Below are 18,256 nucleotides of genomic sequence, written 5' to 3'. Positions count from 1 at the left end.
TCAGATAGCTATTTCCATCACATAATCATTCATCAAGAAACCGTTGCCAATTTCAATGTCAACGGTTTCTTTGATTCTAAAGCCAATTTTTAAATAAAAATCTTTGGCGTTGTTATTTCTGTTGACATTTAACTGCAATGTTTTACCTCCGGCACGAGCTGCTAGATTTACGACTTCATTGATCAAGATCTTACCCACACCTTTACCATGTGTTTCGGGCAGGACATAGAGTTTATGCAGTTTATAGGCATGGTTTTCTGCATCAATTATCGAAAACCCAGCAAAACCAATATCCTTTCCTTCTTCCGAGGCAATTAAAAAGGTATGCCCTTTTTGCAATTGCGACAACAGCTCTCCTTTGTTGTACATCATGTTCAACATGTAATGCAACTGTTCTTCACTAATGTAACTGCTATAGGTCTGTGGCCAAATTCTTTCTGCCAAATCGGTTATGATGGCAATATCTTCTTCCTTTGCTTTTCTTAAAAGGATCATAACAATTCACTTAAAAATAAATAATCTGTACTAAAGTTAAAACTCACAAAGCCATCTTTTAGTACCACAAAATCTCCATTGGCTTCTTGCTTCAAATTACTGGTTTCGAAATAGGAAATGATATCAATCCTAAAAATTGCACCTGCAGGTTTCCAAACACTAAAACCAGTTTTAACCGGATAGCTTTTTTCGGTTTCTGTAAATAGAACGATATTGATCTCGGGTAAAAAATCGGCCAGGTCATCAAATTTGTTCTCTGTACTGATCACGTTTACCGCCGGATATTTTTCGGCAATCAGGTATTTGATTACCGTTTGTAGACTTTTGGTGGTTGCGTATACCCATTTGGTATTTTCTTGGACCTGAAGCCCTGTATCTTCTCCAATAACTACATCAACTTTTAACCCTAACGAAATTGCTTTTTCATATTCGTTGGCGGCCACGAGTAAAGTAGGGCTCCATTCTAAAAGCTGCCCTAGGTATTCTTCATCAAAGTTTCCCAGTTGATGGATATAAAGCGCTGGTTCTTGTTTTTCTCTTACAATATGATGTGATGACATGCTACGAAGTTAAAAATAAAGCCTATTTAAATTTCGAATTTTTAAACGCATCCATCAATATCTTTTTGTCTTCTTCATTGTTGTAATTGATGTTTACGCCAAAATCATATCCTTTTAACAAAGTACTGTACATTACCTGATGCATCAAAACTGCACCACTTGGTCCATAAACCTTGATGTAAAAAGCATTAAAATCAAGTCCTTGCACCACTTCCTTTCCAGACAGCGTATCTATCTTGATCTTCTGATTATTATAGGTATCAAAAAGTAGTTTTTTTAAGGCCTGGTTATTGGTTTCATATTCTCCAGGGTATTTTTCTACATAAGGTTCGATGGTCGAATCGAAGATATTCAATTGATTCTTCTGAAAACTGACCAAGTGTTTCAAACTGTCTGTATTTACCTCACCTTCGTATACTTTATTGATGGCTTCTTTTCCCTTTTGGTCGTTCACCTCAATTTTTGCCTTGCTGATCAATTTATAACCCTCTGGTATCGTTATGGTCCAACCCAATTCCTTATTGGTGTAATTTGCTGCTGCATTTGCTTCCTGTTGCGGTGTTGAAGAATTACAAGCTGCTAAAACAATTAGGCCGAAGATAAAATATAAGAATTTCGTTTTCATGTCGTTTGGTTAAGTAGAAGACAGGCTGTAAATCTAAATAAAATCTGTATTTTAGTAGTGATGAGCAAAAGTAAATTCGAAATTTCTAAAGAAAGCGGGCCACATCTTAGGTTGGCAAGCTTGGTAGGAAGCTGGGATGGCAGTACACGCACCTGGTTTGAAAAGGATGTATTGGCCGATGAATCTCCTATGAGAGGCCGGATTACCCTGATCATGGGCGGGCGATTTATCCGATACGAATATACTGGAACCATACAGGGGAAACCTTTTGAAGGTTCAATGACCTGGGGTTATGACCTTAGCAACGAAAAATGTCAATGTGCTTGGATCGATAGTTTCCATATGGGCACAGCAATAATGGCCTCTGAGGGTACAGAAACAGGAAATGGCTTTTCAGTATTAGGCAGCTACGGTAGCCAAGAAATGCCAGAGCCATGGGGTTGGCGAACCGAGTTGGAAATCATCAATTCTGATCAATTTATCCTTAGGGCCTTTAACATTTCGCCCGAAGGTGAAGCCGCCAAAGCAACTGAAACCATCTATCATCGTTTTTAATCCCTAAAAAATCTAAGCCGTAAACCTATTCTTAAAATACCCCGCAAACCATAGCAGATTCTTGGATGCGTCATTTTTTTTGATTTATTGATCCGCTATTAACAAGAGAAGGGTTTCAGAGTGATGCGCTGTAAGTATTTGGATATTAAATAATTATTTGTAAGTTTAATCTACGAAACAAATCGTACATTAGGTTTTGAAGATGAAAAAATTTATCCTATTGGTCTACCTTACTTTGGCAATGTTAGCCCTGTATGCCCAACCTACCACAATTTCGGGTACAATAAAGGGGTATGTTCAGCCCAAGATATATATGACTGTTTTAAATGGCACTAAACTTTTAAAGGATTCTGCAACAGTAACCGATGGCCATTTTGAATTTATCATTGACATCAAAGAGCCTTTGGCAGCTAGACTGATCACTCGCGATCCAAGCAAAAGGATGGTAGACAAAACAAACGGTTCTACGTCTTTTGCTCCTGTCATCCAGCTTTTTATTGAACCCGGTGTTGCCATAAAGATAACAGGTAATTATGTAGACTGGCCAATTGTAAAACTTGATGGCAGTTTGAACAATCAATTACAGAACAGTTATTATTTCGGCAATAAAGCAACATTGCTTGCAGAAGAAAAAGCATTTAAAGAATCTATTGCACTAAAAAATGCTGGTGATACCATTAAGGCAAAAATGATAGATTCTATCCGTTTAAGTCACACTGTGACAAATACCAATGCTTATGCGCAATTGGCAAAAGAAAATCCAAATTCCCTCTTTAATGCATTTTATATTTACGAAATCCTACCTTTTATCACTGATGAACTGATGCTTAAGCAAACAATTGCTGGTTTTTCAACAACACTGAAAAATAGTGTATACGCTTTGGCTATTCAGAAAAGATATAGCGAGCTCAGCGAATCTGGCATTGGTACAACAGTTAAAAATTTCAAGGTAAATGGAAAGGATAGCTTGGTCAATATCAATGCTTATCGAGGCAAATATGTGCTATTGGATTTTTGGGGCTCATGGTGTGTACCTTGTAGAGAAGGAAATCCCAAACTCAAAAAACTATATGCAACCTACAAGGATAAGGGTTTTGAAATTATTGCCATTGCACTTGAAAGAGGGAAAACACCAAGACAAGACTGGCTCAATGCCATTAAGGATGATGGCATTCCTTGGATCAATATCTTAAATAACGAAGCCATAGCAAAAAATGGACAAGACCTGGTCAATCTGTTTGCCATCAAATCTTATCCCACAAAAATATTGGTCAGCCCAACAGGGAAGGTGATTCTGAGAACACAAGGTGACAACGAAGAAATCGAAGAAATACTAAAAAAGGCTATGCCAATAAGATAGCTTAAAAATAAACAGGAAGATTTCATCGATAGGGATTAGTCAATCAATTCAAAGCTTCCATTCTCTGTTTCCTTCCCATTTACCATGATCGATAATTTGTGTTGTCCAAGATAAAATTTCCTGGTAGTGATCAATTTGAAACTTTGTTTACGTTTGATGTTAACCTTTTCTCCAGCTTGGTAAGTTTTTTCGCTAATCTTGAAAACCTTTCCAGCCAATGTGCCATTGTTTTTCAAATAGTACAAAGTATATTCCAATCTGATGTACCGTGCAACTGTATCATTGTTCTCAATGCTAAAGGCAAATGTTACCGCATCTCCAAGCTTAACCACAGGTGTTTCTATTGTAAAATCGGTAACTGCTAAATTTGAAGCATCAAGGCCATAAAAACTTAATATGTCGGGATGTCCCTTTTTTAATAAAGTTCTACAGGCATGTTTAATGATGGCATCCGTTTCTTTGCTCAGGCCTTTCCATTTCTTCGCAAGATCAACCACAACGGCTGGGTTATCTTTGGTAATATCGTTTAAGCTGTTGGCCACACTTCTGCGGACATACTCACTAGGTACCTTCTTTAGGTTTTCTAAGATTGGCAATAAAGCAGCTGGATTTTCTTTTAAGGCTGGAATAGCCATAGCCCAAGGTAGTCTAGGTCTACTTCCTTCACTTGCAAAACGACGCACATGATGATTGGAATGTGTAGACCATTGTAACATTTGGTCGGTCATTTGGGTGCCGTATTTCAAAAGAAAGGGCCTAACGGCAAATTCTGCACTAATAAATTGGGTTACGTGTTCTAAAGCCGCCACAGAATTTTCAAAGTCTGCTAAACCATAGGTAGCAATATAATCGGGTAGAAACATAAACTCCAATCGGTGCTCATTAAAGCCATCTGCTTTGAGTTGGGTAATAATCGACGTTAATAAAATTGCACTCTGACCATAGTTGGTTGGCATAAAAAGATGAAGCGTTTGTGTGGTATGCTGCATACGCTCCTTCCATTCCATTTGCACAAAAGCAGCTGGCAATATGGCTTGCATAAATTTGTCGGCTTTGAAAGCTGGCACTACTTTCTCCAAACTGAAAGCTAGCCTTTCGTAAAATGCTTTTGAATAGATATCCTTAATGAGTCCCATAATTTTTCGAACTTAAGTAAAGATTTTGGTTCCTTTAAAACGAGATTTCCACATCACCGTCTATCCTACCAAATACTGCTAGGATTTCATCCTTTGGTAAGACCTGTTTCATGTTGTTAAATTAACAGAAAAATTGAGCCTATAAGGAGCTAAATTATGGCTTGCATTGTTTATCTTAGTTTAAACAATTATATCAATGAAAAATTTTGGCTTTGTCTTGTTGCTGCTACTAAGTTCTACGGTTTTTGCCCAGAAAAACAAATTGTTAAAGAATACGCTGGCGAAAATGGTAATTTGGAATCAAAAGGCAGCTGGATTACCTCCAGAAGGAACGGCTTTTGAATCGCCCAAATGGCAGAATTTTAAGGACAGTGTTTTTACCTCTCATTATGGTAGATTAAAAGCAGTTTTTGCAAGCATGGGGTTTCCTGGCGAGGATATGGTGGGGAAAGAAGGTACCAAACACTTTTGGTTAATGGTACAGCATTTAGACAAATGGCCAGCTTTTCAGCAACAAGTTTTAAACAGCATGGAGAAAGAAGTTGCCAAGCAAAACGCTTCGGCCAAAGACTTTGCCTACCTCACAGACAGGGTGCGTTTAAATACAGGTCAGAAGCAGGTATATGGCACACAGGTTACGTATAATACCGATAGTTGCAAAGCTATTCCAAGAGCTTTAGAAAACCCCGAATCTGTCAATCAACGTCGAAAAGCTGTTGGTCTTGAAACGCTTGAAAAATATTTAAATGGAATGAGCGAAATGCACTTTATGATGAATAAAGACCGTTACGAAAAAGTAGGCATACTCAAACCAAAATTATATCCTGTCCAAAACTAACTAGGGTTTCTTTTTTGGGACTTTTGCTCCTTCTTTTTTCGCTTCGGCTAAACCAATAGCAATGGCTTGCTTATTGGAGGTTACTTTTTTACCTGTTCCTGTTTTTAAGGTTCCTTTTTTCTTTTCGTGCATGGCTTGTTCTACTTTTTTGCCAGCTTTTTCTGAATATTTTGCCATTGTAATCAAATTTTATGTTCAACAATTTTCAACTTAAATAGCAGATCAATAACAAATTACAGCAAATAAAGATTTTAATTTTTTATTTCATCGTCAAAATCGATACTTTTATATAGAATTATAAATTTTAACTATATGACCTTAGTTCAACTAGAATACATTGTTGCGGTAGACACTTATCGTAGTTTTGTAAGTGCGGCAGATAAATGTTTTGTAACACAACCTACACTGAGCATGCAGGTACAAAAGTTGGAGGAGTTTTTAAATGTAAAAATATTCGACAGGAGCAAACAGCCTATTATTCCTACAGAAATAGGCGCACAGATCATTGACCAAGCAAGGATTGTGCTTCAAGAAAACAAAAAGATCAAAGAGATCATCAGCAGCCAACAACAGGATGTAATTGGCGAACTCAAAATTGGGATTATCCCTACCATTGCTCCTTATTTATTGCCCCAAGTCATTGCTTCGATGTTGAAGAAATATCCTGACCTTAAATTATTGATCTGGGAATATACCACCGAAGACATTATCCATCACCTCAAAACAGGCATTATTGATTGTGGTATTTTGGCAACGCCATTGGTCGATTCGAACATTAGCGAAACGCCGTTATATTATGAGAACTTTGTAAGTTACATCAGCAAAAACAGTAAACTCTACAAAAAGAAAGCGATTGATGCAGACGACCTTGAAGATGAAAACATATGGCTTTTAAATGAGGGGCATTGCATGAGAACACAGGTATTGAACATCTGCCGTTCTACAAAGAACAATCGCCTCCAATCTTTAACTTATAATACTGGAAGTGTAGAAACACTGATCAGGATGGTTGATGTAAATGACGGGGCGACTTTGTTGCCTGAATTGGCCTTGGCCGACCTTACTGTTAAGCAATTAAACAAAGTACGTTATTTTAAATCGCCAGAGCCTGTACGTGAAATCAGCTTGGTTACGCACAAAAATTTTATCAAAAAGCGAATGTTAAATGCCTTACGTGAAGAGATTTTGGCTATCATTCCTAAAACGATGAAACAACGCAAAAAGAAAGATGTGATCGGAATCTAACCATCGTGCTTTTTCTTATGGAAAAAGTTGAGTTTGATGCTAATGGCAATGGCGATCAAAAAGAATCCAAGTGTTAAAATATCAATCAATTCGGCATTGCTATTTGCTCCTGTAACCTTGTCTACAAAATATTTGATAAAGGAATCTGGAAGGTTCTTTTCGCCTAGCTTTTCTTTGACCTTCCATTGCCAATCGGTAATAGGACAATAACCTAAGCCAAACCAAATGCCCAATAGGGTCCAACAGGACAGGGTGAGCATGGTAAACCAAAAATGAATGCGACGGGTGGCTTTAAATATCCACCCAAAAAGATTAAAACCGATCATCAGCAAATGCAAAATGCTCAATAGCACATCTAGCAATGCCAGGTCCATTTACTTAATTGTTTTTTCTAAGTCCTTCGATTCCTACAATTTTCTCTTCTTCTTCGCCCTTTTTGGCTTTTTTCTTTTTCTTGTTAGGATCGATACCACTTAAACGTTCTTCAATTATGGTATCATATTCGGTGATCTGCTCAGGCTTTAGGATAGACTTGATGCTTTTGTTTGTTTCGTTCTGGAGTTTATAATACTTGGTCATTTCCTCATCATTATACCCCGTAGCTTGTTGTTTTTTATACAAGGCCAGTTGCTCTTTGGCTAAGTTGTACGCATAATTATAGATGACGCTTTTTTGCGTTGGGCTTAATTTTAAACGTTTTTCCAGTTCGTCGATGTTTTTTTTAGCCAATTCTTCTGCTGTGGGCTGCTTTTGTTGTGCAAGACCAGAAAAAACCATGCCGAGCATCAACAACACCATTAAGATCAATCTTTTCATGGTTGCAATTTAAGAAATTATCATTTAAAAAATAAAAGGTTCTTTTTCAATCTTCATAGCCTAGCTCAATTAAGGTTTAAAAACAAAAAAGCCGAACCTTTAAAGGGCTCGGCTTTTAACATGTATATGCTTAATTATAATGCTTTTTTGTAACGTTCTGCAACGGCATCCCAGTTTACTACATTCCAGATCGCTGCTAAATAATCAGGACGTTTGTTTTGATATTTTAAGTAATAAGCATGCTCCCAAACATCAATTCCGAAGATTGGTGTACCTTTTACTTCTGCAATATCCATTAATGGATTATCTTGGTTTGGTGTTGAAGAGATAACCAATTTTTTATCAGCACCAACTGAAAGCCAAGCCCATCCTGAACCAAAACGAGTTGCACCAGCATCTTGGATCTTTGTTTTGAACTCTGCGAAAGAACCAAAAGCTTCGTTGATCGCTTTTGCAAGATCGACCAGTTGGCTCACCACCTTTATTTGGACCTAAAACTGTCCAGAACAAAGAGTGGTTATAATGACCACCACCATTGTTGCGAACTGCCGCAGGAAATTTTGAAATGTTTTTAACGATATCCTCGATGCTAGAATTAGCTTCTGGTTTTCCTTCTAAAGCCTTGTTTAAATTGGTAACGTATGCTTGGTGATGTTTGCCATGGTGGATTTCCATAGTCATTTTATCAATATGTGGTTCTAATGCGTCTGTTGCGTATGCTAACGCAGGTAATTCAAAAGCCATAATTATATTATTTAAGTTTTAAAATGTAATGTACAAATATAACTGACAAAGGTTAAGTTTTGCACCTTTATTTGTCAAATTTCTTTCCGTTTGTTCTTAAAAAAAGTGGTCATCAATGCTCCACATTCCTCGCTTAAAACATCACCTTTTAACAACGTTTTAGGATGCAAAAGGTTTTGGTTTATTTTCGTAAAACCGCGTTTCTCTTCACGGGCGCCGTAAACAATCCTGCTTACTTGTGTCCAATAACTTGCACCGGCACACATCACGCAAGGCTCTATAGTAACATATAAAGTGCAATCTTTTAAATATTTGCCACCCAAGGTTTGGGCCGCCGCGGTAAAAGCCTGCATTTCTGCATGTGCGGTTACATCGTTTAATTGTTCCGTTAAGTTATGCCCACGGCCAATGATCTTACCTTGGCAAACCACTATGGCGCCAATCGGGATTTCGTCTTTTTCAAAAGCCAGTTTTGCTTCATTCAATGCCAAGCGCATAAAATGTTCGTCTGCTACTTCTGGATTTTTATCCTCAAAGTTATAATAGCTCATCTTAGACTAGTTTGCTTCCGTTAGGCACTTTTTTGTCAACTGCGCTTAATACAATATCACCATTTTCATCGGCAAAACCAGTTACCAAGAATTCGCTCATGAACTTACCGATCTGTTTTCGTGGGAAATTGATAACCGCAATGATCTGCCTGCCTACAAGCTCTTCTTTGGTGTAATGTTTGGTGATCTGTGCACTGCTCATCTTAACACCAAACTCGCCAAAATCTACTTTTACCTTAATTGCAGGCTTTCTGGCCTCCGGAAAATCAAATGCTTCGAGTATCGTACCAATTCTAAGTTCTACTTTCTCAAAATCGTTCCAGTTTATTTCTTCCATTGAACAAAAATACTATTTAACTACAAAGGCGCAAAGTGTAAAGCTTAAAGCAGGACACTGGAAATGGCCAATTGTGAAGTTCCAGCTGAAAATTGAACACTTGTACCTTTTTACTACCTTTGCAACATGGTAGAGATCAAGCTAAAGAAAGGAAAAGAAAAAGCAGTTTTGCAACGTCACCCTTGGGTGTTTTCTGGAGCATTAGAAAAGATAAAAGGAACTCCTGCAAATGGGGATGTGGTAAAAGTTTGTAGTGCAAATAATGATTTTTTGGCCTATGGTTACTATAACGACCAATCGAGGGTGGCTGTTCGTTTGTTGGAATGGGATGAAAATGAAACTATTAACGAAGCTTGGTATGAACAACGGATCAAAAAAGCGATCGACTCAAGGTCGCATCTTTTAAAAAGCAAGGATACCAATGCCTATCGTTTAATTTTTAGTGAGGCAGATTTTTTACCTGGCCTGATCGTAGATCAATATGCTGATTTTCTTTCTGTACAGATCTTAAGCACCGGAATTGAAAAGATAAAACCAATCCTCATCGATATTTTGGTCAAACTCTTACAACCTAAGGGAATTTTCGACCGTAGCGATGCCACAGCCCGTACACATGAGGGAATCACCGCAGAAAACGGATTGCTTTGGGGCGAAACACCAGCTGCTTTTATTGCGGTAAAAGAAAATGGGATTACCTATCATATCAATATAGCCGAAGGCCAGAAATCTGGTTTCTATTGCGACCAACGAGATAACCGCCAGCTCTTAGCAACATACGCAAAAGGCAAAAGCGTGTTAGACTGTTTCAGTTACAGCGGTGGCTTTAGTCTTAATGCATTTAAACAGGGGGCAAAAGAAGTAACCAGTGTTGACAGCTCTGCGTTGGCCATCGAAACCTTGAAACAGAATATCGAGCTCAATCAGTTTAGCGCTAAAGATCATGTGGCCATCCAATCTGATGTAAACAAACAATTGAGGGCTTTTAAGGAAGAAGGTAAGAAATTTGACATTGTAGTTTTAGACCCTCCTAAATATGCACCATCTCGCTCTGCTTTAGATAGGGCAGCACGTGCTTATAAAGATCTTAACCGATTAGGATTATTGTTATTGGAAAGTGGTGGTTTATTGGCTACGTTCTCTTGTTCTGGTGCGGTCGATATCGAAACGTTCAAGCAGATCATTGCCTGGGCAGCATTAGACGCAGGTAAGGAAGTACAGGTCGATCAGACAGTTTTCTCAACCTGAAGACCATCCTGTGCGTTTGTCTTTCCCTGAGGGCGAATATTTGAAAGGACTTTTAGTAAGAGTTTTATAATCGATAACTTTAGACAATAGCGATGTTAATTGTACAAAACATTAGACTGAGTAGAGTTTTAATTGATACCTGGAAAGTGGATATCATCATGATCATCTCTTGTACAGTGGTGTACTTGGTAAGAGAATACCTGATTGCTTATCACTTTCAGATTTCGCCAATTATACCAACGGTATTGGGTACTGCTATTGCATTTTTTATCGGTTTTAACAATAACCAAGCTTATGATCGATGGTGGGAAGCCCGAAAAATTTGGGGAGCCTTGGTTAACGATTCTAGAAGTTTTGCCAGAAACTTAATCAATTATGTAGAAGAAGATGAAACAACTGTTAAAACAATGGCCTATCGTCATATTGCCTTCATTTATGCCTTAAAAGCAAATCTACGCCATACGGTAGATGGAATTTACATCAAATATTTGACAGAAGACGATAAAAATGAAGTAGATCAGCAGAGCAATGTGCACAATGCGATCTTAAATATCCAAGCTAGAGAACTTCAGCAGCTACTTAAGGCTAAAAAAATTGATGGTTTTAAATTCATCGAAATCAACGAAATGCTTACCCGTCTTACAGATAGCATGGGCATGTGCGAGCGGATTAAGAATACGGTTTTCCCAACCACATATAGTTACTTAACCAAAGTGTTTATTTGGTTGTTCGTGGTTACATTTACCTTGGTGATCAGTCAAGATATGGGTTATTGGAGCATATTTATGGGCTGGTTGATCGGTTTTGTATTTGTATCTACACAAATCAACGGAATGAGGTTGGTGAACCCTTTTGAAACCAACTCTTCTAGTTTACCTCTGAATAACATCTCTAGAACAATAAAGATCAACCTGCTAGAAATGATTGGCGAAACTGATATTCCAGAACCTGTTAAACCAATTAACCAAGAATATATTTTATAAGAGATATAATCTCCTATTAATTAAAATACACTCTTGGTTAATAAATTATTTTTAAGATTTAGCAGCCTACATTTTGCCTTGTGGCATCTTCGGCATGTTTCTCATCATCTTTGCAGCTGCTGCTGGATTTGAAAACTGCTTCATTACTTTACGCATGTCTTCAAATTGTTTGATCAACTTGGTCACTTCTTCAACTTTGTTGCCCGAACCTTTTGCAATACGCAAACGACGGCTTTGTTGAATGCTGTCTGGATTTTCTTTTTCGAAAGGAGTCATCGACTGGATGATTGCCTCTACATTTTTAAAAGCGTCATCTTCGATATCCACATTTTTCATCATCTTGCCCACACCTGGTATCATGCCCATCAAGTCTTTCATGTTACCCATCTTCTTGATCTGTTGGTATCTGGTTATAGAAATCGTTGAAATCGAATTTGTTCTTGCGAATCTTCTTCTGTAGTTCAGCAGCTTCTTTCTCATCAAACTGTTGTTGTGCTCTTTCTACCAAGGAAACCACATCACCCATGCCTAAAATACGTGATGCCATCCTATCTGGATAGAATACATCAAGGGCCTCTATTTTCTCGCCAGTACCAATAAACTTAATTGGTTTATTTACCACCGACTTAATAGACAATGCGGCACCACCACGGGTATCGCCGTCTAGTTTGGTTAAAACAACACCTGTAAAGTCTAACCTGTCATTAAATACTTTCGCTGTATTTACCGCATCCTGACCTGTCATCGCATCCACCACGAATAAGATCTCGTGAGGTTTGGTCTGTGCCTTCACTTCAGAAATCTCGTTCATCAAACTTTCGTCGATAGACAAACGACCTGCAGTATCGATGATGATGACGTTATTATTGTTCTTTTTACCTTCTGCAATACCTTCTAAGGCAATGGCAATCGGGTCTTTAGATTCTTTATTTGCATATACCGGAACACCAACCTGCTCGCCTAAAATCTGCAATTGGTCAACCGCAGCCGGACGATAAACATCACCAGCTACCATTAAAGGCTTTTTGCCTTTGCTCTTTAGATGCAAAGCTAGTTTTCCGGCAAAGGTGGTTTTACCCGCACCATTTAAACCAGCGATCAATATAATTGTTGGATTGTTCTTAAGGTCGATATCGGTAACCTCACCACCCATTAAGGCCGTAAGCTCATCGTTCATTACTTTAGTTAACAACTGACCTGGCGATACCGCAGTCAATACATTTAAGCCTAAAGCTTTCTCTTTAACCTCGTCTGTAAAAGATTTGGCTGTTTTATAATTTACGTCGGCATCCAATAAAGCTTTCCTGATCTCTTCATGGTCTCTGCCACGTTGATCTCAGTAATACTTCCCTGTCCTTTTAAGACCTTAAATGCCCTGTCTAGCTTGTCCTGTAAATTTTCAAACATATTCGTTTAATTTTCTAAAACACAAAGGTATTAAATTTTGCTCTAAAAGCCATTCCCACTTCATATTCGGTTGATTTTTTATGCTTTAACTCTTGCTTCAATTGAAAAGTATCAGAAAAGTTACATATCTACGAACTAATTAGTTTCGTTCCTAAAAAATTAGTACTACCTTAGTCTTATAATTTTAAGATGATGATTAAACTAGCGAAAAGAGAAGAGCAGATCATGCAGGCATTTTGGGAAGTAGAAAAAGGATTTATCAGAGATATTATCCCATTGCTTCCTGATCCTAAGCCACATTATAACAGCGTTGCTACAGTAGTAAAGATCTTAGAAGAAAAAGGATTTTTAGGTCATGATACCGTTGGCAATATGTTCTGCTATTTTCCTTTGATCGGCAGGGAAGAGTATCAGAAGCATGCACTAAAAGATGTGGTAAGCCAATACTTTGGCAACTCTTATCCACGCATGTTGGCCTTCTTTGCCAAAGAGCAAAATCTTTCTGAAGACGAACTAACAGAAATATTAGACCTTATTAAAGATAAAAAGTTATGATACTTTATTTGTTAAGTGTAGCACTCATTTTGGCGGCCTGCTTTATTTTTTATAAAGTACTGCTCCAACAAGAAACATTTTTTCCATTGAACCGCTTTATTTTAATTGGCTGTTTGGCATTATCGTTCAGCATCCCATTGATCCGGTTCCGCAACAATGGTCGTTTAGAAAAGCAAGTACGGAAGTAGAGTTGTTTACACCACCTGCTCCACAAAGTGAAGCAGCCACTCCCCAAAAAAATACGGTAAGCCAATCTGCGCTAAAAAAGAGTGCCGCTGTAGCCATTGTAAAGGAAAAGGAATCTTCCTTTTTTAAAGACCTCTCCTTATACGAGGTGATGATCTGGACCTATTGGTTGGGCGTAGCCATTTTTGCAGTTAATTTTATCGTACAATTAGGCATTTTACTTTATAAGGCTCATTCAAGCCCATTTATCAAAGATGGCCGCTTTAAGATCATAGAACTTTCTGGAGATGAGGCGCCTTGCTCATTCGGGAACAACATTTTTATCAACCCAGAGAAATACGATTGGGATACTTACAGTCAAATTCTTTTGCATGAGAAAATCCACATTCAACAGGGCCATAGCTACGATATTTTATTTGCAGAAATTGCGATTATTTTTCAATGGTTCAATCCATTTGCCTGGTTATATCGCAAAGCAGTAGAAGACAACCTCGAGTTTTTAACAGACAACGAACTACTAACGAATGCCGACATAGAACGCTCCAGTTACCAAATGAGTTTGGTAAAGGTTTCTGTACCTCGCTTTCCAGTTAGCCTTACCACAAATTACAATCAATCCATCCTTAAAAAAAGATTAGTTATGATGAACGCAAAAAAATCCAATGTAAACTCTACATGGAAATACCTTTTCATTTTTCCATTGTTATTGTTATTTGTTGCCCTACTGAATGAGCCCGTAGCTTACGGTAGATCAACCGCAAAAAATAAGACCGATAAATTTCAGGCTATAGAAACCGAAGGCTCATGGTTTGCCACCGTAAAAAATGACCAGATCACCATTCGTTTTGAATTCGATGAGAACCGCGAATCGCACTCATCTACTACTTTCCCATTGTCTGAGTTTAAAAACCTATCGCAAAATAAAGACGGTGATTTTAGTTTGACCCGCGACCCTGGTACCATCTTATTTACCGGAAAGTTTGATGGAAAAACAGGTATGGGGACCTACAAATTTAAAGCTGACCCTAGTTTTAAAAGCTTTTTGGCAAAAGAAGGAGTAAGTGTAAACGATCAAGAGACCATGGTATTTTGCTTGGTAAATCTTACCAAAAATTTTGTGAATAACTTGAAGGCTGAAGGATACACTCATTTTTCTAAAGACGACCTTACTCCATTGGCTGCCTTGAATGTAAATGGAGAATTTATCCGCTCGTTAAAAAATGCAGGGTTAGCTGATGTCAGCCTACAAGATCTAATTCCGTTAAAAGCATTGGGTATAGATGGCGCCTATGTAAAAGACATTAAAAGCTCTGGCTATAAAAATGTCACTGCAGGCAATCTCATTACCTTAAAGTCGCAAGGTATTACTGGCGATTTTATCAAGGATTCTAGAAACAGCACACAGTCCACTCAAAACACTACTAACGATGATCAAATGTTGGCATTAGCCAACAGCAAGGGTCCAAAAGGTAGTAAAGGCCCTAAAGGCGAAAAAGGGAACAAAAACAATGATGATTTTGATGATGCCTTTGGAGAACTAATTGCCAAAAAAATATTGGGTGTTACAGCAGAATATACAAAAACTTTTACCGATATCGGCTTTAAGGCTTCAGACAGTGAATTAATTGCCATGAAAACCTTAGGGGTCACTGTAGATTTTCTAAAAGAGTTTGAAAATATTGGTATCAAACTAAAGGTTGATGACGCCATTAGCCTAAAGTCTCTTGGCATTACCGCCGCCGAGTATACTGCCTACAAAAATATTGGTTTTAAAAATCTTAGCATCAGCGATGTGATTGCTGCCAAAAGCACAGGTACATCGGCAACCTTTATCTCATCGATGAAGAAAAGAGGACACGATTATGCTAACATTGATAAATACATCAACATGAAGGTCTTAACAATCGATTAAGCTCGAATCAGAAGATTTCCCAAACCACACAAACAAAACCAAACAAACCAGCTCGTTCCTAACCTCTCCTTACAGGGACGGGCTGCTTGTTATGCTTGTGCCCAATTTTTAGGCAAAACTTTAATGATGAAGAGCAGTTCAACAACAAAAAGAAACCACTGCAAATCGAAATGCTTAAGCTTTAACGATTAAAAGACTGATATCCAAAATATTTTCTCTTACGTGCAACATTCCAATCCTTACGCTCGTCCTATAAACAAACTAAACTTGATGAAACTATTCTTTACGCTCCTTATCTTATCGGTAACTATAAACTATAGCTACGCACAAACGCCGGCTCCCATTAAAAAGAAGCTACAAGCACAAAGAACAACCATCAGTCCAAAAATTGATGGTATTTTGGACGATGCTGTTTGGGAAAAAGCACCCATAGCTACCGATTTTATAGAAAACAGACCCGTACCAGGACGTGTAGAACCGAAGGAAGGCAGAACGGAAATCAAGATCCTATATGATGACCGTGCCATTTATATCGCCGCCCGTATGTACGACAATCCAGATAGTGTAGTACACGAGCTGGTATCTAGAGACAACATTGGCAATGCTGATTTTATTGGTATTGTTTTCGATACTTTTTTGGATGGCGTAAACGGAAATGGATTTTATGTAACCGCAGCAGGCGTACAGTTTGATGCCAAATATTCATTGATCGGTGACGAAGATTCCAACTGGAATGCTGTATGGGAAAGTAATGTAAAAATAGATGACAAGGGCTGGACCGCAGAGTTTAAGATCCTTATTCGGCACTCCGTTTTTCGAGCAAGAACATCCAAAACTGGGGGCTCAACATTACCCGTAAACGTACGGGTAAAAACCGTCAAACTTTCTGGAATTTTGTAGATCCGAAGGTAAATGGCTTTATCAACCAGGAAGGTATTTTAGAAGGCATACAAGGCATTAAAACCCCATTACGTTTGTCTTTCTCTCCCTATGTATCTACATTGATCAGCAATTACCCTTACAATACGCCAGGCGTAAAAAACACACAGGCAGCCATTAACGGTGGGATGGATGTGAAATATGGCATCAACCAAAGTTTCACTTTAGATATGACCCTGATCCCTGATTTTGGACAGGTACAAAGTGATAACCGTGTTTTAAACCTTACTCCATTTGAGGTGAAATTTGACGAGAACAGACAGTTTTTTACAGAAGGAACCGAAATGTTCAACAAAGGAGACCTTTTCTATTCCAAGAGGATAGGTTCTATTCCTTCTTATTTTGACTATAGCGGCCTTAAGGCCAACGACAAGATGATCAAGAATCCACAAGAGGGAAAAGTATTGAATGCCACGAAAATATCTGGTCGTACCTCAAGCGGCTTGGGTATTGGTTTGTTCAATGCCATCACCAATAAAATGTATACAGAGGTTGAAGATGCACAAGGCAACAGAAGAACATTTGAAAGCCAGCCATTAACCAATTATAACATCTTTGTATTAGACCAATCGTTAAAAAACAACAGCTCTGTTAGTCTGATCAACACCAATGTTTTAAGACAGGGAAGTGCACCTGATGCCAATGTAAGTGCGGCTTTGTTCAATATCAACGACAAGCACAATAAATATTTTATAGAGGATCTGGCAAGATGAGTTATGTTACTGCCGATCCGATCAAAGAGAACCGTACTGGTTATAGTTATGACATGAAGATTGGTAAAAAAAGTGGAAACTTTACCTTTAACTATGGGCAAGAGTTTTCTGATACTCGATTTGATCCTTCGGATATGGGTTTTTACACCAACAACAACTTCTTTGACCAATCTTTGAACTTTGCCTATAACATTTATAAACCCGGCAAATGGTACAACCAGATCCAGGCATGGACAGAGGTTGAATACTCTCGAAGATACAAGCCAGGAGATTATCAGAGCTTGGGTATTTTCCCGGGGATTTATACCCAGTTTAAAAATTTCTGGTCGGTAGAAGTGAACGGCAACTGGCTGGCAGAATCAAATGATTTCTATGAATCGAGGAACGGACAAGTGTTCAAAGCCCCAGAAAGTTACCGTTTAGCCATCTATGTAAACCCAAACAGAGCGAAGGCCTATAATTTTGGTGGCAATGTAGTAAGGATCAAAAAAGCCATGCTTGATGGGGTTGGCTATAATTTTTATTTCTTCCAGAACCTGAGGTTAAGTGATAAGTTAGCGCTGGGTTTAGACCTTAATTATGCACCAAGCTATAATTATGTAAACTGGGTAGCCTTTAATGGAAATACCTCTGTTTTTTCTCGTTATGACAGAAACACTGTAGAGAACTCTATGGATGCCAAATATAGTTTCAGCAACAGGATGGGTATCAATTTAAGGGTTAGACATTATTGGTCTGACAGAAGGAACAAAGAATTTTATGCCTTGAATAGCGCTGGTCGTTTAGATGCCTATACTGGCCCTACATTGCAAAACAAGGATAGAAACTACAATGTGTTTAACATTGATCTTGTTTATACTTGGCAGTTTGCCCCAGGCAGCGAATTAAGTGTAACCTATAAGGATGCCGCTGAAACCAACGAGCAGTTTTACACCAAACGTTATAGCAGAAACTTTGAGAATGTACTTTCTGGTCCACAGAACAATAGTTTATCAATAAAAGTACTCTATTACATAGATTACCTTAATCTGACTAAGAAAAAGAAAGCTTAAGT

Annotated in this window: 18 protein-coding genes and 4 pseudogenes; 11 read left to right on the top strand and 11 right to left on the bottom strand. The window is 38.2% G+C overall.

Annotation, left to right across the window (positions count from 1 at the left end):
• From ACFJIZ_RS17685 to ACFJIZ_RS17675, 3 genes are read right to left on the bottom strand one after another with little or no spacing between them, the layout of a single operon-like run.
• On the bottom strand, positions 1–495 hold the full coding sequence (locus ACFJIZ_RS17685; RefSeq protein ID WP_379087019.1) for a GNAT family N-acetyltransferase: 495 nt from the start codon (positions 493–495) through the stop codon (positions 1–3).
• Positions 492–1,055, bottom strand: coding sequence for a thiamine pyrophosphokinase (locus ACFJIZ_RS17680; RefSeq protein ID WP_379087016.1), 564 nt, complete (start codon positions 1,053–1,055; stop codon positions 492–494). The genes ACFJIZ_RS17685 and ACFJIZ_RS17680 overlap by 4 nt, the downstream gene beginning before the upstream one ends.
• Before the next feature lie 22 nt (positions 1,056–1,077).
• Positions 1,078–1,680 carry a hypothetical protein gene (locus ACFJIZ_RS17675; protein WP_379087013.1) on the bottom strand — a complete coding sequence of 201 codons (603 nt, stop codon included), beginning with the start codon at positions 1,678–1,680 and terminating at the stop codon, positions 1,078–1,080.
• 60 nt (positions 1,681–1,740) lie between these two features.
• Between ACFJIZ_RS17675 and ACFJIZ_RS17670 the strand changes: the two genes are divergently transcribed.
• Together ACFJIZ_RS17670 and ACFJIZ_RS17665 are read left to right on the top strand one after the other, a co-directional pair.
• Complete coding sequence (locus ACFJIZ_RS17670; RefSeq protein ID WP_379087010.1) at positions 1,741–2,235, top strand: DUF1579 domain-containing protein; 495 nt, start codon at positions 1,741–1,743, stop codon at positions 2,233–2,235.
• A 202-nt stretch (positions 2,236–2,437) separates the two neighbouring features.
• Positions 2,438–3,595 (top strand): thioredoxin-like domain-containing protein, encoded by a 1,158-nt coding sequence (locus ACFJIZ_RS17665; protein WP_379087007.1) that lies wholly within the window; start codon positions 2,438–2,440, stop codon positions 3,593–3,595.
• Positions 3,596–3,630: 35 nt separating this feature from the next.
• On the opposite strand, the gene ACFJIZ_RS17660 is transcribed toward ACFJIZ_RS17665, so the two are convergent.
• Positions 3,631–4,731 carry a DNA alkylation repair protein gene (locus ACFJIZ_RS17660; protein ID WP_379087005.1) on the bottom strand — a complete coding sequence of 367 codons (1,101 nt, stop codon included), beginning with the start codon at positions 4,729–4,731 and terminating at the stop codon, positions 3,631–3,633.
• Between the two features lie 196 nt (positions 4,732–4,927).
• On the opposite strand from ACFJIZ_RS17660, the gene ACFJIZ_RS17655 reads away from it, so the two are divergent.
• Complete coding sequence (locus ACFJIZ_RS17655) at positions 4,928–5,569, top strand: DUF6624 domain-containing protein (protein WP_379087002.1); 642 nt, start codon at positions 4,928–4,930, stop codon at positions 5,567–5,569.
• Here ACFJIZ_RS17655 and ACFJIZ_RS17650 read toward each other — a convergent pair whose 3' ends face one another.
• A complete protein-coding gene (locus ACFJIZ_RS17650) occupies positions 5,570–5,746 on the bottom strand; it encodes a DUF6496 domain-containing protein (RefSeq protein ID WP_379086999.1) in 177 nt (58 codons plus the stop codon). It abuts the gene before it with no gap.
• A gap of 135 nt (positions 5,747–5,881) precedes the next feature.
• Here ACFJIZ_RS17650 and ACFJIZ_RS17645 point away from each other — a divergent pair, with 135 nt between their 5' ends.
• Positions 5,882–6,814, top strand: a complete 933-nt coding sequence (locus tag ACFJIZ_RS17645; protein WP_379086996.1) for a hydrogen peroxide-inducible genes activator — start codon at positions 5,882–5,884, stop codon at positions 6,812–6,814.
• On the opposite strand, the gene ACFJIZ_RS17640 is transcribed toward ACFJIZ_RS17645, so the two are convergent.
• The 5 genes and pseudogenes from ACFJIZ_RS17640 to ACFJIZ_RS17620 all read right to left on the bottom strand — a co-directional run bounded on the left by ACFJIZ_RS17640 (position 6,811) and on the right by ACFJIZ_RS17620 (position 9,262).
• Positions 6,811–7,188, bottom strand: coding sequence for a DUF2784 domain-containing protein (locus ACFJIZ_RS17640; RefSeq protein ID WP_379086993.1), 378 nt, complete (start codon positions 7,186–7,188; stop codon positions 6,811–6,813). The two genes, ACFJIZ_RS17645 and ACFJIZ_RS17640, sit on opposite strands and share 4 nt — an antisense overlap.
• A 4-nt stretch (positions 7,189–7,192) precedes the next feature.
• Positions 7,193–7,630, bottom strand: a complete 438-nt coding sequence (locus tag ACFJIZ_RS17635; protein ID WP_379086990.1) for a hypothetical protein — start codon at positions 7,628–7,630, stop codon at positions 7,193–7,195.
• Between the two features lie 134 nt (positions 7,631–7,764).
• A pseudogene (locus ACFJIZ_RS17630) lies at positions 7,765–8,374 on the bottom strand (superoxide dismutase).
• A 74-nt stretch (positions 8,375–8,448) separates the two neighbouring features.
• Entirely contained in the window at positions 8,449–8,925 is a 477-nt protein-coding gene (locus ACFJIZ_RS17625; protein ID WP_379086987.1) for a nucleoside deaminase, read from the bottom strand.
• A gap of 1 nt (position 8,926) precedes the next feature.
• A complete protein-coding gene (locus ACFJIZ_RS17620; RefSeq protein WP_379086984.1) occupies positions 8,927–9,262 on the bottom strand; it encodes a tRNA-binding protein in 336 nt (111 codons plus the stop codon).
• Positions 9,263–9,388: 126 nt separating this feature from the next.
• Between ACFJIZ_RS17620 and ACFJIZ_RS17615 the strand changes: the two are divergent.
• Positions 9,389–10,577: pseudogene (locus ACFJIZ_RS17615) on the top strand (class I SAM-dependent rRNA methyltransferase).
• Between the two features lie 22 nt (positions 10,578–10,599).
• Positions 10,600–11,490, top strand: coding sequence for a bestrophin family protein (locus ACFJIZ_RS17610; protein ID WP_379086981.1), 891 nt, complete (start codon positions 10,600–10,602; stop codon positions 11,488–11,490).
• Between the two features lie 66 nt (positions 11,491–11,556).
• On the opposite strand, the pseudogene ffh reads toward ACFJIZ_RS17610, so the two are convergent.
• Positions 11,557–12,897, bottom strand: a pseudogene (gene ffh, locus ACFJIZ_RS17605) (signal recognition particle protein).
• A 189-nt stretch (positions 12,898–13,086) separates the two neighbouring features.
• Here ffh and ACFJIZ_RS17600 point away from each other — a divergent pair.
• From ACFJIZ_RS17600 to ACFJIZ_RS17580, 5 genes and pseudogenes are all read left to right on the top strand, one after another.
• Positions 13,087–13,452 (top strand): BlaI/MecI/CopY family transcriptional regulator, encoded by a 366-nt coding sequence (locus tag ACFJIZ_RS17600; protein WP_379086978.1) that lies wholly within the window; start codon positions 13,087–13,089, stop codon positions 13,450–13,452.
• Positions 13,449–13,640 carry a hypothetical protein gene (locus ACFJIZ_RS17595; protein ID WP_379086976.1) on the top strand — a complete coding sequence of 64 codons (192 nt, stop codon included), beginning with the start codon at positions 13,449–13,451 and terminating at the stop codon, positions 13,638–13,640. The genes ACFJIZ_RS17600 and ACFJIZ_RS17595 overlap by 4 nt, the downstream gene beginning before the upstream one ends.
• A 2-nt stretch (positions 13,641–13,642) precedes the next feature.
• Entirely contained in the window at positions 13,643–15,550 is a 1,908-nt protein-coding gene (locus tag ACFJIZ_RS17590; protein ID WP_379086973.1) for a M56 family metallopeptidase, read from the top strand.
• A gap of 270 nt (positions 15,551–15,820) precedes the next feature.
• On the top strand, positions 15,821–16,450 hold the full coding sequence (locus tag ACFJIZ_RS17585; RefSeq protein WP_379086970.1) for a carbohydrate binding family 9 domain-containing protein: 630 nt from the start codon (positions 15,821–15,823) through the stop codon (positions 16,448–16,450).
• A gap of 74 nt (positions 16,451–16,524) precedes the next feature.
• Positions 16,525–18,254: pseudogene (locus tag ACFJIZ_RS17580) on the top strand (DUF5916 domain-containing protein).
• Positions 18,255–18,256: the final 2 nt, after the last annotated feature.

It is taken from the genome of Pedobacter sp. UC225_65, from assembly GCF_042698365.1.
In the GTDB taxonomy this organism is placed as follows: domain Bacteria; phylum Bacteroidota; class Bacteroidia; order Sphingobacteriales; family Sphingobacteriaceae; genus Pedobacter.
The sequence above is the reverse complement of the archived record's forward strand: the minus strand, read 5'-3'. Positions and strand labels throughout refer to the sequence as shown.